Below are 13974 nucleotides of genomic sequence, written 5' to 3'. Positions count from 1 at the left end.
CTCATTTTATGCGGCGCTGCAGCAGCAGCGGCGGAATTCCTGACAATTCACACGGTCCTTGCCGGCACAAAAAAGAACGATCGTTCTATTTTATGCGCACAACGGCAGCGGTGTGCATGGAAATCGGCCCAACCTCGGGTTACCACCTATTCAGTAGCCCCGCCGGCAGCCCGCCCTGGCCTGCACGGACCGGCAGAGGATGGCGACATGGCTTGGCAGGCCCGGCATCCGGGGCGCCTGCGCAGCGCCCCGTCACAGGAGGGCAGGAGGACGGACAGCCGCCTCAGCCCTGCCAGTGCGGCTTGCGCTTTTGCGCGAAGGCCTGTGCGCCTTCCTGGGCATCGGCATCCATCATGTTGGCCGCCATGGTCTGGCCTGCCAGTTGGTAGGCCGCTTCCAGCCCCAGTTCCCGCTGCTGGTAGACCAGGGCCTTGCCCATGCGCACGGCCGCCGCGGGCTTGGCCAGAATGGACTGCACCAGCGCCTCCACGGCGGCATCCAGCGCGTCGGGTTCGGCCACCCGGTTCACCAGCCCGCGGGCGAAAGCGGTGTTCGCATCGATGAAGTCCCCGGTCAGCAGCATTTCCATGGCCTGCTTGATGGGCAGGTTGCGCACCAGCGGCACGCTGGGGGTGGCACAGAACAGCCCGTAGTTGATGCCGCTGGTGGCAAAGCTGGCCGCGCTGCTGGCTACCGCCAGATCGCACTGCGCAACCAGTTGGCAACCGGCCGCCGTGGCCATGCCTTGCACCCGCGCGATCACCGGCACCGGCAGGCGGGCGATGCTCACCATCATCTTGCTGCACTGGGCAAACAGCTGCTGGTAATAGGCCAGTTGGGGGTTGGCCGCCATGTCCTTCAGGTTGTGGCCGGCGCAGAAGGCCTTGCCCTGCGCGGCCAGCACCACCACGCGGGCCGAGGCATCGGCGGCCACGGCATCCAGGGCCTGCTGCAGCGCCACCAGCATCTCGGCACCCAGTGCGTTGAAACGCTGGGGATCGTTCAAGGTGATGCGCACCACGCCCTGCGGGCTGCGCTGCACTTCCACCAGTTGGTCCACATTCTGCAAATCCATCATGGCCGACGCTCCTGTTGCTATGCCCAGACGAAATCAGATATCGGCCAGCACGCGGACGTGGGCTTCCACGCTGCGAGCCAGGGCGCTCATCACATAGCCGCCTTCCAGACAGGACACCATGCGGCCCTTGGAGAAACGCCGCGCCACGTCTTTGATGCGCTCGGTGATCCAGGCGAAGTCCTGCTCGTTCAGCCCCAGCTGGCCCATATCGTCTTCACGGTGGGCATCGAAGCCGGCACTGATGAAGATCATTTCGGGCTTGAAGGCTTCCAGGCGGGGAATCCACATCATCTCCACCAGCTCGCGGATATCCATGCCCTTGGTATAGGCCGGCACCGGCAGGTTCAGCATGTTGGACGCCGGCTCCTTGTCACCACTGAACGGGTAGAACGGATGCTGGAAGAAGCTGACCATCAGCACCCGGTCGTCGCCGGCCAGGATGTTTTCCGTACCGTTGCCGTGGTGCACATCGAAGTCCACGATGGCCACGCGCTTGAGGTGGCGGCGCTGCAGGGCGTGCAAGGCCGCAATCGCCACGTTGTTGAAGAAGCAAAAGCCCATGGACTTGGCGCGCTCGGCGTGGTGGCCGGGCGGGCGGGTGGCGCAGAAGGCATTTTCCAGGCTGCCGTCGATCACCGCATCGGTGGCAGCCACGGCCGCCCCGGCGGCGCGCAGCGCCGCATCCCAGGTGTGGACATTGATGGAGGTGTCGGTGTCCAGCGGCGAATACGCGGGGCCGCCGGCCTGCACCTCTTCCTTGAGCCGGTCCGTCAGGCCGCGCAGGGCCGCCACATGCATGCGGTCATGGGCCAGCTCCACATCGGCCAGCGAAGCCAGCGGCGCTTCCACGCGCTCCAGCCCGTCGAACACCCCGGTGATCAGCAGGCGGTCCTCGATGGCGTCCAGTCGTTCCGGGCATTCCGGATGCCCAGGACCCATCTCATGCTTCCAGCAATCCTTGTGGGAAAAATAGCCTGTTCTGCCCATTTTCCTTGTCCCCGTTTTTGTTTTTTTCAGCCATGGCCCCCAATGGATGCAGCACGCACAGGCGCTGCGCAAGGACCTTCCAGACCAGCTTAACACGGTCATTGCGGGCCGCCCGCAGCGAGTACACGACTGCGTTGCTGGCCTGTTGGCGGGCGGTCAGCTTGGCAGCGAAGCGCTGTGCGCCACGGCCTGCTGCCGCGGACGGAGGCGGTGTGCACGGCGGCTTTGCGCACCGCGCAACGGCCCGGTGCGGCCCTCCACAAAAAAATACCCACTGCCCGGCACATGGACTTGCGTGGGAGCAGTGCGGACCATCGCACAATAAGGGTTCGGTGCCGCGGCGCTGCCGGCCTGGCGGGAATGCATGGAACATGCCCGCAATGCCTGCGCCACCCCGGCACAGCCAGCCCGCAAGCGCTACGGTGGGAGTTCCGCTTCCTGCCCTGGCTGCCGGGCCGTCCCCCCTCACCGAGATTTCATGACCCGTCTGCTTCCCGTTGCTCTTGTCTGCATCGCTGCTTGCGCCCTCCCCAGCTACGCGCAAAGCCCCAAAAACTCCAAAGCCCGCGCTGCGGCCGCTGTGGACAACAGCTACGGCCAGCGTGCCGAAGCGCTGCGCTGGGCCGATACCCTGGCCCAGCAGCAAGGCATCGATGCCGCCTGGCTGCGCCAGCAACTGGGCCAGGCACAGAAGCTGGAGCAGGTCCGCCGTCTGATGACGCCCAGCACCGGCCCGAAGAAGACCACGGCCCGCAGCTGGGCGGTGTACCGCAGCCGCTTCATCGACCCGGTGCGCGTGCAGGCCGGCAAGCGCTTCTGGCAGGAGAACGCCGCCGCGCTGGAGCGCGCCGAGCAAACCTATGGCGTGCCCCCGGAAATCATTGTCGGTATCATCGGCGTGGAGACCATCTACGGCCGCAACATGGGCAACTTCCGCGTGCTCGACGCGCTGGCCACGCTGGCTTTCGACTACCCCGCCAACCACCCGCGCCTGGCCGAGCGCGTGGCCTATTTCCAGGGCGAGCTGGCGCAGTTCCTGACCACCGCCTGGAGTGCCCGCCAGGACCCCACCCAGGCGCTGGGCAGCTTTGCCGGTGCCATGGGTCTGGGCCAGTTCATGCCCAGCAGCCTGGCCCGGTTTGGCGTGGACTTTGATGGTGACGGCAAGGTCGACCTCTACAACAGCACCGTGGACGCCATTGGCTCCGTGGCCAACTACTTCCGCGGCCACGGCTGGCAGCCCGGCATGGCGGTGCAGTACGGCGTGGCATTCAACCCCAACGGCACCGACATGGCCACGCTGCTGGCACCGGACATCAAGCCCAGTTTCACCGCAGACCAGATGCTGCAGCTGGGTGCCATTCCGCTGGATGGCGGCATGCGCCACCAGGGACCGCTGGCGCTGGTGGAACTGCTCAACGGCGAAGATGCGCCCACCTATGTGATCGGCACACAGAACTTCTACGCCATCACCCGCTACAACATGTCCAGCTACTACGCCATGGCCGTGTACGACCTGGGCCAGGAAGTGGCAGCCGCCGTGCAGGAAGCCAGCCTGGAGCCAGCACCGCAGGCGCCCCGTTCCGCGGCGAGCGCCCCGTAAGCGCCGCGCAGTGCCCCATGCCAAAGGCCCGCAGATGCGGGCCTTTTTTGTCCTTGCGCAGCGGTACGGGACAGCACGGCAGCATGCCACAGCCGTCCCCGGAACTCAGAAACGCTTCATCTGGCAGGTGCTGGGCAGTTCGGCCTGCAAGGCCGTGATCTCGCGCACCACGCGAAAGCCATAGCCCGAGCCTTCCACATCGAACTTCACCCCCGGTGTGCCCTGGCGTTCCATCACGCCCACGGCCAGCGGCTGCTGGAACTGGTGGTCGGCGGCACGCATGTAGCCGGTGCGGCCGGCCAGCTGCACCTGCACCTGTTCCATGGCGCGGGCCACGGCGGCGGCTTCGGTGCTGCCAGCTTTCTGCATGGACTGGGCCAGGGCCTCGACCATCATCTGCATGCGCAGGTGGGCGTAGTCGTCTTCGGGCTTGGGAAAGCGCTGGCGGAAGCTCTGGTAGAACTGTTCGCTGGCGGCGCCCGGCGTGTTGGGCAGCCAGTCGGCCACGGCCACCACCTTGCCCACACCGGCATCGCCCAGTGCAGCGGGCGCGCCCAGCGCGTTGCCGTAGAAGGTGTAGAACATGCCGTCAAAGCCCACTTCGCGCGCGGCCTTGACCAGCAGCGTCAGATCGTTGCCCCAGTTGCCGGTGATCACCGCCTGGGCACCGCTGTGCTTGATCTTCACCGCATAGGGGGCAAAGTCCTTGATGCGGCCCACGGGGTGCAGCTCGTCGCCCACCACGGTCACTTCCGGGCGGCGCGCGGCCAGCTGGCGGCGGGCTTCGCCCAGCACGGCCTGGCCAAAACTGTAGTCCTGGCCGATCAGGTAGACGTTCTTGAGCGCCTTGTCGGCCTGCACCAGCTGCATCAGCGCGGCCATGCGCATGTCGGCATGGGCGTCAAAGCGGAAATGCCAGAAGCTGCAGCGCTCGTTGGTGAAGGCCGGGTCCACGGCCGAATAGTTCAGAAACAGCACCCGCTTCTTGGGTTCGCGCTGGTTGTGCTTGTTGATGGCGTCCAGCAGCGCCGAAGCCGTGGCCGAGGAATTGCCCTGCAGGATGATGCGCGCACCGCCGTCGATGGCGGCGCGCAGTGCGGACAGCGCCTCTTCGTTCTGGCCCTTGCTGTCAAAGCGCTGCACCACCAGCGGCTGGGCGGCAGCATCGCCCTGCAGGCGCACGCCACCGCGCGCGTTCACACGTTCGGTCGCCATCAGGATGTTGCGGAACACCGCTTCGCCCGTGTTGGCAAACGGGCCGGACAGGCTTTCCACCAGCGCCAGCTGGATGGGGGCGCCGGTGGGCGCTGCAGCGGCCGTACCGGACTTGGCGGGGCTGGCCGCCAACGCTGCCGAAACCACGCCCCCCAGGCCCCATACCGTGGCACCCGCCACCCCGGCCAGCACCATTTTGCGCAGTGAAGATGCCACCTGATGCATGCGCGATGGCGCTGGTTGGTGGTTTTTCAAGCCCTGCGAGCCAAATTTATTCATACCAAATCATCCCTTGAAAACCCCGGCACAGCCTGCAATTGCTGAGCATGCGGCAACCAACCGGAGCGCCGCGCAGTGTATAGGAGCCCAACAACCATGTTCTTCGCATCGCCTGTCATCCGCCGTTCTGCCTTCAACGCTTCCCACCAAGCCGATCTGGCCCTGCAGCGCTTCCTGCAAGCCTCGCAGCATGCCGCTGCCAAGACCGCCGGCTATACCGCCACCTCCACCGAGGACGCCACCACGCTGTCCGTCGATGTGCCGGGCCTGGCCCGCGAGCAGCTGCAACTGCGCATCGAAGACCACCAGGTGCACCTCAGCAGCGTGGAAGGCGCACCCCGCCAGGTGCAGCGCAGCTGGGAACTGCCCCATGCCATCGATGCCGCTGCCAGCAGCGCCAAACTGGAAAACGGTGTGCTGACCCTGGTGCTGGCGCAGCGCAAGCCGGTCGACACCTCGGTGCAGCTGAGCATCCAGTAACGCCCGTTTCCCGGGCAGTGCAGCGCGCGCTGCCCACCTTTTGTTGACTGGCCTGCCACCTTTCTTCTCCTCTTGATTAGCACCGGCACGCCAGACAGCATGAAGCCCGCAACGTTGCACGACGTTGACGGGCTTCTTTTTTGCCTGCGGGTTTCGAGCGTCGCGGTGCAATGCACGGTGCCATTGCCCGCAGCGTCCCTTGTTCTGCCCCATCGGTGGTGGTGAACGCCGCCGGCGCCTGGTGCCAAGGAGCGCTCACGCTCAAAGGGTAAAAAGGTAAAAGGGGGCACAGGGCTGCGGCCTCTCCAGGACAGGCGCTCCATCCACAGCCTCCCCAGCACCAGACACCGGAACCCCTGCACCGGCGGTAGCCCCGTGCATGGCACGCCTACCCCACACAGCATCGGTCACGGCTACCGGCAGTGGGCTCCGCCAGTGCAGGCACCTGAACGCCCATGAAAAAACGCCATCCGGGTGGATGGCGTTCGGGGTGTGGCCACCGCCACGGTGCAGGCAGACGAGCTGCTTACTCGTGGCGCAGTGCCTCGATCGGGTCCAGCTGCGCCGCGCGGCGGGCAGGGAAGTAGCCGAACACCACGCCGATGGCTGCGGAGAAGATGAAGGACAGCGCATTCACCCCGGCGTTGAAGATATAGGGCACGCCCATCACCTGCGCCAGCACATAGGACGCGGCGGTGGCAATCAGAATGCCGGCCAGCCCACCCAGTGCCGCCAGCACCACCGCCTCTATCAGGAACTGCAGCAGCACTTCGCGCTCCAGCGCGCCGATGGCCAGGCGCAGACCGATTTCCCGGGTGCGCTCGGTCACGCTCACCAGCATGATGTTCATGATGCCGATACCGCCCACCAGCAGGCTCACCGCTGCCACCGCACCCAGCAGCGTGGTCATGACCTTGGTGGTGCCGGCCATGGTGTCGGCCAGTTGCTTGGTGTCCAGCACGTTGAAGTTGTCTTCATCGCTGGGGGCCAGCTTGCGCAGCTCGCGCAGCAACTGGTTCATGCTGGATTTGACACGCTCGGGGTCGCTGCCGTCTTCCATGGATACCAGGATGGTGTTCAGGCGCTTGCTGCCGGTCACCCGGCGCTGCAGCGTGTTCAGCGGGATCAGCACGGTGTCGTCCTGGTCGTTGCCGAAGGCACCCTGCCCCTTGGAGTCCAGCAGGCCGATCACGCTGCAGGAAAAGCCCTTGATGCGCAGCTGCTGACCGATCACATCGGCGCTGTTGCCATACAGCTCGCGGTGCAAGGTGGCGCCGATGATGCACACGGCAGCACCGGCGCGCAGTTCTTCATCGGTGAACTCACGGCCCTGAGCCAGCTTCCAGTTGCCGGTGATCAGCCAGTCATTGGTGCTGCCGATCACGCTGGTGGACCAGTTGCGCCCGCCAGCCACCACCGTGGCACTGGAACGCGCCTCGGGGGCCACGGCCTGGATGCCGCCGATCTGCTGGGCGATGGCCGTGGCATCGGTGTCCTTGAACGACGGCGCCACGGTGGCGCCCGGCCCCATGCGCTGGCCGGAGCGCACCTGCAGCAGATTGGTGCCCAGGCCGGAGATCTGGTTCTGCACGGCCACGGTGGCGCCGTTACCCAGGGTGACCATGGTGATCACGGCGCTGACGCCGATCACAATGCCCAGCACCGTCAGGAACGAGCGCAGCAGGTTGCGACGGATGGAGCGCAGCGCCAGCCAGATGGTGTTCCACAGCATCAGGCACCGCCTTTCTCGGCCGCGGCCAGGGCCTGGCTGTCCAGTGCGGCGCGGCGCAGCACCAGCGGGGTGTTGGGGGTATCGGTGTCCATCATCCCATCCTTGAAGCGCACGATGCGGCGGCTGTAGGCAGCCATCTCGGGCTCGTGCGTCACCATCAGCACGGTGATGCCTTTTTCGCTATTGAGCTTCCACAGCAGCTCCATGATTTCCTCGCTGCGCTGGGTATCCAGGTTGCCGGTGGGCTCGTCGGCCAGCAGCACGGCCGGGTCGGAGACGATGGCCCGGGCGATGGCCACGCGCTGCTGCTGGCCGCCCGACAGTTCGGCCGGCGTGTGGTGTTCCCAGCCCTTGAGCCCCACCGCATCCAGCGCGCGGGCGGCGGCGGCGTGGCGCTGGGCCGTGGGCTCGCCCCGGTACAGCAGCGGCAGTTCCACGTTCTCCTGCGCCGTGGTACGCGGCAGCAGGTGAAAGCCCTGGAACACAAAGCCGAAGTAACGCCGGCGCAGGCGTGCCCGTTCGTCACGCGACAGACCTTCCACGTGCACGCCCTTGAACAGGTAGGCACCGGTGGTGGGCCGGTCCAGGCAGCCCAGGGTGTTCATGGCCGTGGACTTGCCCGAACCGCTGGGGCCCATGATGGCAACGAAGTCGCCCTGGGCAATGTCCAGGTCCACGCCCTTGAGGGCCTGGAAGGCCAGGCCGCCTTCGCCGTAGGTTTTGGTCACGCCGCGCAGGCGGATCAGCGGCAGGCCGCCTTCCCCTGCGGCACTGGGAGAGAGCGCACTCGACAGCTCACTCATTTGGCGGCCCCGCTGCGCTGGTCGGTGATCAGCAGATCGCCTTCCTTGAGGGCTTCGCTCTCCACCTCGGTCATGCGGCCATCGCTCAGACCGGTCTTGACCTGGCGGGCTTCGGGCTGGCCGCCCTGCAGCACCCACACATAGCGGGTCTGGCCGGGGGCCTGGGCCTGTTCACGGCCGCCCTGGCGGGAGCCGCCCTGGCGCGGGGGACGCGGCATCAGCTGGCCGACGATGCCGCCACTGTTGCCACCGCTGGCGCCAGGCGCGCCGCCTGCCGGCTTGCCGCCTTCGCGCGCCGCAACGCCTCCCGCAGCCACCTGGCCGGGGTTCTGCATGCCGGTGGGCGTGAAGCGCAGGGCCGAGTTGGGCACCAGCAGCACATCCTGGCGTTCATTGGCACGGATGGTGGCCGAGGCCGTCATGCCGGGGCGCAGGCTCAGGTCCTCGTTGTTCACTTCCAGACGGGCCACATAGGTGACCACGTTGTCGGTCTTGGTGGAACCGTAGTCCACGCGCGTCACCTTGGCCGGGTAGCGGCGCGAGGGGTAGGCGCTGACGGTGAAGCTGGCGCGCTGGTCGGCCTGCACGGTGCCGACGTCGGCTTCGTCCACCGCCACTTCCAGGCGCAGCTTGTTCAGGTCTTCGGCCACGGTGAACAGGGTCACGGCCTGCAGCGAGGCGGCCACGGCCTGACCGGGTTCCACCGTGCGGGTCAGCACCACACCGTCGATCGAGGCCTTGATGGAGGCCTTGGAGAGGTTGGTCTCATCGGTGGACAGCGCGTTGCGGGCGTCTTCCACCGAAGCCTTGGCGGCGGCCACATCGGCCTTGGCGCGGTCGAGCGTGGCGCGGCCGGAATCCAGTTCGGTGGCCGACGGCACCTGACCGCCCGACAGGCGGTGCACCTCTTCCAGGCGCGCCAGATTGGCCTGGGCCTCCTTGAGCGTGGCTTCCGCCTGGCTCTGCTTGGCCTGGGCCGAGGCCATGGTGGCACGCGAGCGGCCCACCTGGGCCATGAGCTTGTCGGTGTCCAGCTCGACCATCACCTGGCCTTTTTTCACTTTGTCGTTCACGTCCACATAGACCTTGCGCACCGTGCCCGACAGCTCGGAGCCCACGTTCACCGTGCGCGTCGGCTGCAAGGTGCCGTTGGCCGAGACGGTCAGCGACAGCGTGCCCTTCTTCAGCGCCTCGGTCACATACACAGGCTTGGCCTTGGCCTTCTGGTCGGCCTGCCACCAGGCAAAGCCGCCCACCGCCACGGCCACCGCCACGGCGCTGATCCACACCGTGGGGCTTTGCCACCATTTGCGGGCCAGGCCGTCGCCCAGCAGGTCCTGCACTTCTTGGCTGCTGGAAGTCGTTTTGTTCTTTTTCATGTTCGGTAGATCCTGTTGATTCTTCTGCGGTCAGCGTGGCTCAGGGCTGGCTGTTGCGGGCCACGGGCGTGGCGGCGGCGTCAGTCGCCACGGTCGGCGTCCAGCCGCCGCCCAGGGCCTTGTAGAGGCGGATGTGGTCGGTGCTGATGCTGGCCGCCACGGTGGAGACGCTGTCCTGCGAGCTCAGCAGGGTGCGCTGCGTGTCCAGCACGGTCTGGAAGTCGATCAACCCGCTCTGGTAGCGCTGGTTGGCCAGTAGCGAGGCATTGCGTGCCGCGGCTTCGGCCGCACGCAGGCGCACCAGGCGCCCCTTGTCGCCCTGCAGCTGTACCAGCGCGTCTTCCACTTCCTGCAACGCCGTCAGCACGGCAGACTGGTAGCTGGCCTGGGCCTGGTCCACCACCGCGCTCTGGGCACGGATCTGGGCCCGGTTGGCACCGCCGTCGAACAGCGTGGCCGACAGACCGGCTGCCATGCTGGCCGCCACCGAGGCGCCATTGGTCAGCGCGCCCAGGGTCAGGGCGCTCAGGCCCAGCGAGCCGCTCAGGCGCAGGCTGGGGTAGTTGGCCACTTCCTGGGCCGACAAGGTGGACAGCGCGGCTTCCAGCCGGTGCTGGGCCGCGCGCACATCGGGACGCTGGCGCAGCGTGTCGGCCGGCAGCGTGAGGGCCAGCTCGTCCGGCGCACGGGGCACGGGCTGCAGCGCCTGCAGCTGCTCCTCCAGCGCGGCCGGCGGCTGGCCGGTGAGGATGGACAGCGCATGGCGCGACTGTGCCAGGCTGGTCTGCAGCGCCGGAATCTGCGCGGCGGTCTGGTTGGTGGACTGGCGGGCCTGCTCGGATTCCAGCGACGTGGCCAGCCCGGCCTGCACCCGCCATTCGGTGATCTGCTGGGTCTGCTGTTGCAGCGCCAGGTTCTGCTGGGCGATGCGCAGACGGTCCTGCTGGCCGCGCAGTTCCACATAGGTCTGGGCCACTTCGGCCGCCAGCGACACCTGGGTGCTTTCCAATGTGGCCTGGGCCGCGCGGGCCGTGGCTTCGCTGGCGTCGACCCGGTTGCCCTGCTCCCCCCACCAGTCCGGCTCCCAGCTGGCGTCCAGCCCGGCGGAATAGCTGTTGCGCGCGTCGTTATTGCCCTGGCGGCTGCGTCCCGCACTGGCGCTGGCACCGGCGCTGGGCAGCAGGCCGGCGGCCTGCACATCGCGGGTGGCCCGGGCCTGGCGCACGGCCGCCTGGGCGCCCCGCAGGCTGGGGTTGGCCTGCAAGGCCTGGTCGATCAGGGCGGTCAGCTGGGCATCGCCAAAGCGCTGCCACCAGCGCGAAAGATCTGCCGGGGCCTGCTGCTGGGGCTCCGCCTGGGCGGCGTGCCATGCCGTGGGCACTGCCGGCATGGCGCCTGCGGGCGTGAAGGAAGTGGTGTGGCTGCAACCGGCCAGCGCCAGGGCGCCAGCCAAGGCCACCGCCAACGGCAGTGCGGCCGGGCGCCGCGCCGAGGAAGCAAGGACAGGGAAAGAGGAAGAAAAATGCATGAAGGCCCTGGTGGATCGTGCCGTGAACTGTGACGGATTGTGCGCAAGCTCTGTAGGGCTGCGACAAACTGTGTGTGAAGCCCTGGTAAAGAGCAGGCTGTCATCCGTACGGCACGCGATTGTGCCGAGATGCGCAGGTGCTCCTGCCTCTGAAGCCCTGCCCTCCCGGGCGATTTGCAGCCCCTGTGGCCCGCCCTACTAACTGCACTTTGCCCGCCACTGTGGCCGCCCGCAGCAGGCCGGCATCGCACCACGGGGCATGCGCCTACAGAGTGGCGCTGGATGGGGCCTTCTCAAACCCCGCACGGCTGCCTACGATGCACGGGCGTCTTCTCTGTCCCACCCAGGCCCTCATCGGGGCCTCTTCGGGACCCCTTCCCCAACCCTTGCAGGAAAGCACTATGGCCAAGATTCTGGTTCTGTATCACTCCATGTACGGTCACATCGAAACCATGGCCAATGCGGTGGCCGACGGCGCACGCAGCGTGGCCGGCGCCCAGGTCACCGTCAAGCGCGTGCCCGAGACCATGCCTGCCGACGTGTTCAAGAATGCCGGCGGCAAAGCCGACCAGGCCGCGCCCGTGGCCACCCCGCAGGAATTGTCGGAATACGACGCCATCATCGTGGGCACCCCCACCCGCTTCGGCAACATGACCTCCCAGATGCGCAGCTTCTGGGACCAGACCGGCGGCCTGTGGGCCAAGGGGGCACTGATCGGCAAGGTGGCCAGCGTGTTTGCATCCACCGGCACCGGCGGCGGCCAGGAGATGACGGTGACCACCACCTGGGCCACGCTGGCCCACCATGGCATGCTGATCGTGCCCATCGGCTACGCCCTGCCGCAGCAGACCGATCTGTCGGCGGTCAAGGGAGGCAACTCGCCCTATGGCGCCACCACCATTGCCGGCCCGGACGGCTCGCGCCAGCCCCACCCGGATGAATTGGCCATTGCGCGCAACCAGGGCGCCACCGTCGCCAAACTGGCCGTCAAGCTGGCGGGGTAAGCCACGGTCACTGCCATACCGTCCCACAAAAAAGCAGCCTCCAGGGGCTGCTTTTTTGTGGATGGCAAGACCCGAAGATCCTGCAACCAGGCTTCTGACGCTGGACTTTATTTCAGTGAATCCAGCGGCCAGCGCGGCTTCACATCAAAAGCATAGATTTTTTCCGCCTTTTCACGCCCGGCCTGCAGGCGCATGGCGGCGGCCATGGCGATCATGGCGCCGTTGTCGGTGCACAGGTGCAGCTCGGGGTAGTGCACGCGGATCTGGCGCTTGGCGCACGCGGCATTCAGCTGGGCGCGCAGCAGCTTGTTGGCGCCCACGCCGCCGGCCACCACCACGCGGCGCATGCCGGTGTCCTTCAGCGCCGTCAGCGTCTTGCGTACCAGCACATCGACGATGGCCGCCTGGGTGCTGGCAGCCAGATCGGCCTTGCGCGCTTCCAGCTCGTCTCCCAGCTTCTTGGCCTGGGTCAGCACCGCTGTCTTGAGGCCGGCGAAGGAAAAGTCCAGGTCGCCCGAATGCAGCAGCGGGCGCGGCAGCTTGAAGGCTTCCGGATCGCCGCCTTCGGCCAGGCGGGACAGTTCGGGCCCACCGGGGTAAGGCAAGCCCATCAGCTTGGCCGATTTATCGAAGGCTTCGCCGGCTGCATCGTCGATGGTTTCGCCCAGGATGGCGTAGTCGCCAACCCCGTCCACCCGCATCAGCTGGGTGTGGCCGCCGGAGACCAGCAGGGCGATGAAGGGAAATTCGGGCGGATCCTCGCTCAGAAAGGGCGACAGCAGATGCCCTTCCAGGTGGTGCACACCCAGCACCGGTCTGTCCAGCGCCGCGCCCAGGGCGCAGGCCACACCGGCACCGACCAGCAGCGCGCCCGCCAGGCCCGGGCCACGGGTGAAGGCCACCACGTCCACGTCCTGCAGCGTGGTGCCGCTTTCCTTCAGCACATGTTCGGTCAGCGGCAGCACGCGGCGGATATGGTCGCGGCTGGCCAGCTCCGGCACCACCCCGCCATAGGCGCGGTGCATGTCGATTTGGCTGTGCAGTGCGTGCGACAGCAACTGGGGCACGGCGCCGCCATCGGGCAGGCGCACCAGGGCCACGCCCGTTTCGTCACAGGAGGATTCGATACCGAGGATCAGCGAACTCATGGCCGCCAGTGTAGAACCTGCGGCGCAGCGGCGCTGGTAGGCGGGCATTGGCCCGGCCTGCCGTTTGCCATCCTGCCTAGCGCTGCCGGTGCTCAGCTGGTGGTGTGCGCGGAGCCGGTGATGTAGTGCTCCAGCTGCTGGATGGTGAACTGCTGCTCGGAGATGATTTCCTTGACCAGGTCCCCGATCGAGACCATGCCCAGCACCTGGTGCTCGGTGTTGACCACCGGCAGATGGCGGATGCGCCGGGACGTCATCAGCGCCATGCATTCGGCCGTGGTCTGGCGCGGCAGCACACAGTGCACCTGGGACGTCATCACCTCCTGCACCTGGGTGGTGCTGGAGCTGCGCCCCTGCAGCACCACCTTGCGGGCGTAATCCCGCTCGGTCACGATGCCGGCGATGCGCCCGCCGTCCAGCACCAGCAGCGCGCCGATGCCTTTGTCGGACATGAGCTGCAGCGCCGCCAGCATGGTGTCGGTGGGGGCCACGCTGTGCACGGGGCTGTTGTTCTTGGCTCGCAGGATGTCAGCCACAGTCGTCATACCGCATCTCCTTGGGACAAAAAGCGCCAACGGAACTGCCATTGGCATGCATACCAACCAGACTCGCAGCGCCAGTGTGGCGGCATCGCGGCAATGCAGCAATCAGGCGATGCCCGTATCCCGGTAGCGGGTAAGCAGCCCTCGCGCCGCTCTCCTACCCCGGCCTGCGCCGAGCGCCCACAAAAAAGGCAGC

The 13974-nt window shown here is 67.0% G+C and carries 13 protein-coding genes; 3 read left to right on the top strand and 10 right to left on the bottom strand.

Annotation, left to right across the window (positions count from 1 at the left end; genetic code table 11):
• Positions 1-283: 283 nt before the first annotated feature.
• Genes KW830_RS16485 through KW830_RS21560 form a run of 3 tightly spaced genes read right to left on the bottom strand, consistent with a single transcriptional unit; the run spans position 284 to position 2192 of the window.
• Positions 284-1075 carry an enoyl-CoA hydratase gene (locus KW830_RS16485; protein WP_218333814.1) on the bottom strand — a complete coding sequence of 264 codons (792 nt, stop codon included), beginning with the start codon at positions 1073-1075 and terminating at the stop codon, positions 284-286.
• A 36-nt stretch (positions 1076-1111) separates the two neighbouring features.
• The gene (locus KW830_RS16480) at positions 1112-2065 is read right to left on the bottom strand and encodes a histone deacetylase family protein (RefSeq protein ID WP_066536299.1); all 954 of its coding nucleotides are present in this window, start codon (positions 2063-2065) and stop codon (positions 1112-1114) included.
• Positions 2019-2192 (bottom strand): hypothetical protein, encoded by a 174-nt coding sequence (locus KW830_RS21560; RefSeq protein WP_218333815.1) that lies wholly within the window; start codon positions 2190-2192, stop codon positions 2019-2021. Before KW830_RS21560 ends, KW830_RS16480 begins: the two co-directional genes overlap by 47 nt.
• Before the next feature lie 351 nt (positions 2193-2543).
• On the opposite strand from KW830_RS21560, the gene mltB reads away from it, so the two are divergent.
• Positions 2544-3668 (top strand): lytic murein transglycosylase B, encoded by a 1125-nt coding sequence (gene mltB / locus KW830_RS16470; RefSeq protein ID WP_066536301.1) that lies wholly within the window; start codon positions 2544-2546, stop codon positions 3666-3668.
• Positions 3669-3773: 105 nt separating this feature from the next.
• Here the strand turns inward: mltB and KW830_RS16465 are convergent, their stop codons facing one another.
• Positions 3774-5078, bottom strand: coding sequence for a branched-chain amino acid ABC transporter substrate-binding protein (locus KW830_RS16465; protein WP_370626148.1), 1305 nt, complete (start codon positions 5076-5078; stop codon positions 3774-3776).
• A 180-nt stretch (positions 5079-5258) separates the two neighbouring features.
• Here KW830_RS16465 and KW830_RS16460 point away from each other — a divergent pair, with 180 nt between their 5' ends.
• Positions 5259-5642, top strand: a complete 384-nt coding sequence (locus tag KW830_RS16460) for an Hsp20/alpha crystallin family protein (RefSeq protein WP_066536305.1) — start codon at positions 5259-5261, stop codon at positions 5640-5642.
• A gap of 526 nt (positions 5643-6168) precedes the next feature.
• Here the strand turns inward: KW830_RS16460 and KW830_RS16455 are convergent.
• The 4 genes from KW830_RS16455 to KW830_RS16440 are packed head-to-tail and all read right to left on the bottom strand — an operon-like array spanning position 6169 to position 11084.
• Entirely contained in the window at positions 6169-7374 is a 1206-nt protein-coding gene (locus KW830_RS16455) for an ABC transporter permease (RefSeq protein ID WP_066536307.1), read from the bottom strand.
• Positions 7374-8177 carry an ABC transporter ATP-binding protein gene (locus tag KW830_RS16450; protein WP_218333753.1) on the bottom strand — a complete coding sequence of 268 codons (804 nt, stop codon included), beginning with the start codon at positions 8175-8177 and terminating at the stop codon, positions 7374-7376. Before KW830_RS16450 ends, KW830_RS16455 begins: the two co-directional genes overlap by 1 nt.
• Entirely contained in the window at positions 8174-9556 is a 1383-nt protein-coding gene (locus KW830_RS16445; RefSeq protein WP_218333752.1) for an efflux RND transporter periplasmic adaptor subunit, read from the bottom strand. The genes KW830_RS16450 and KW830_RS16445 overlap by 4 nt, the downstream gene beginning before the upstream one ends.
• Before the next feature lie 40 nt (positions 9557-9596).
• Positions 9597-11084: an efflux transporter outer membrane subunit gene (locus tag KW830_RS16440; protein WP_218333751.1), complete on the bottom strand. Its 1488-nt coding sequence runs from the start codon at positions 11082-11084 to the stop codon at positions 9597-9599.
• Positions 11085-11485: 401 nt separating this feature from the next.
• Here KW830_RS16440 and wrbA point away from each other — a divergent pair, with 401 nt between their 5' ends.
• The gene (gene wrbA / locus KW830_RS16435) at positions 11486-12088 is read left to right on the top strand and encodes an NAD(P)H:quinone oxidoreductase (protein ID WP_218333750.1); all 603 of its coding nucleotides are present in this window, start codon (positions 11486-11488) and stop codon (positions 12086-12088) included.
• A gap of 107 nt (positions 12089-12195) precedes the next feature.
• Here wrbA and tsaD read toward each other — a convergent pair whose 3' ends face one another.
• Both tsaD and KW830_RS16425 read right to left on the bottom strand, forming a co-directional pair.
• Entirely contained in the window at positions 12196-13236 is a 1041-nt protein-coding gene (gene tsaD / locus KW830_RS16430) for a tRNA (adenosine(37)-N6)-threonylcarbamoyltransferase complex transferase subunit TsaD (RefSeq protein WP_218333749.1), read from the bottom strand.
• 92 nt (positions 13237-13328) lie between these two features.
• The gene (locus KW830_RS16425) at positions 13329-13781 is read right to left on the bottom strand and encodes a CBS domain-containing protein (protein WP_066536329.1); all 453 of its coding nucleotides are present in this window, start codon (positions 13779-13781) and stop codon (positions 13329-13331) included.
• Positions 13782-13974 lie beyond the last annotated feature (193 nt).

The organism is Comamonas sp. CMM03 (assembly GCF_019218715.1).
Lineage (GTDB): Bacteria > Pseudomonadota > Gammaproteobacteria > Burkholderiales > Burkholderiaceae_C > Comamonas > Comamonas terrigena.
The sequence above is the reverse complement of the archived record's forward strand: the minus strand, read 5'-3'. Positions and strand labels throughout refer to the sequence as shown.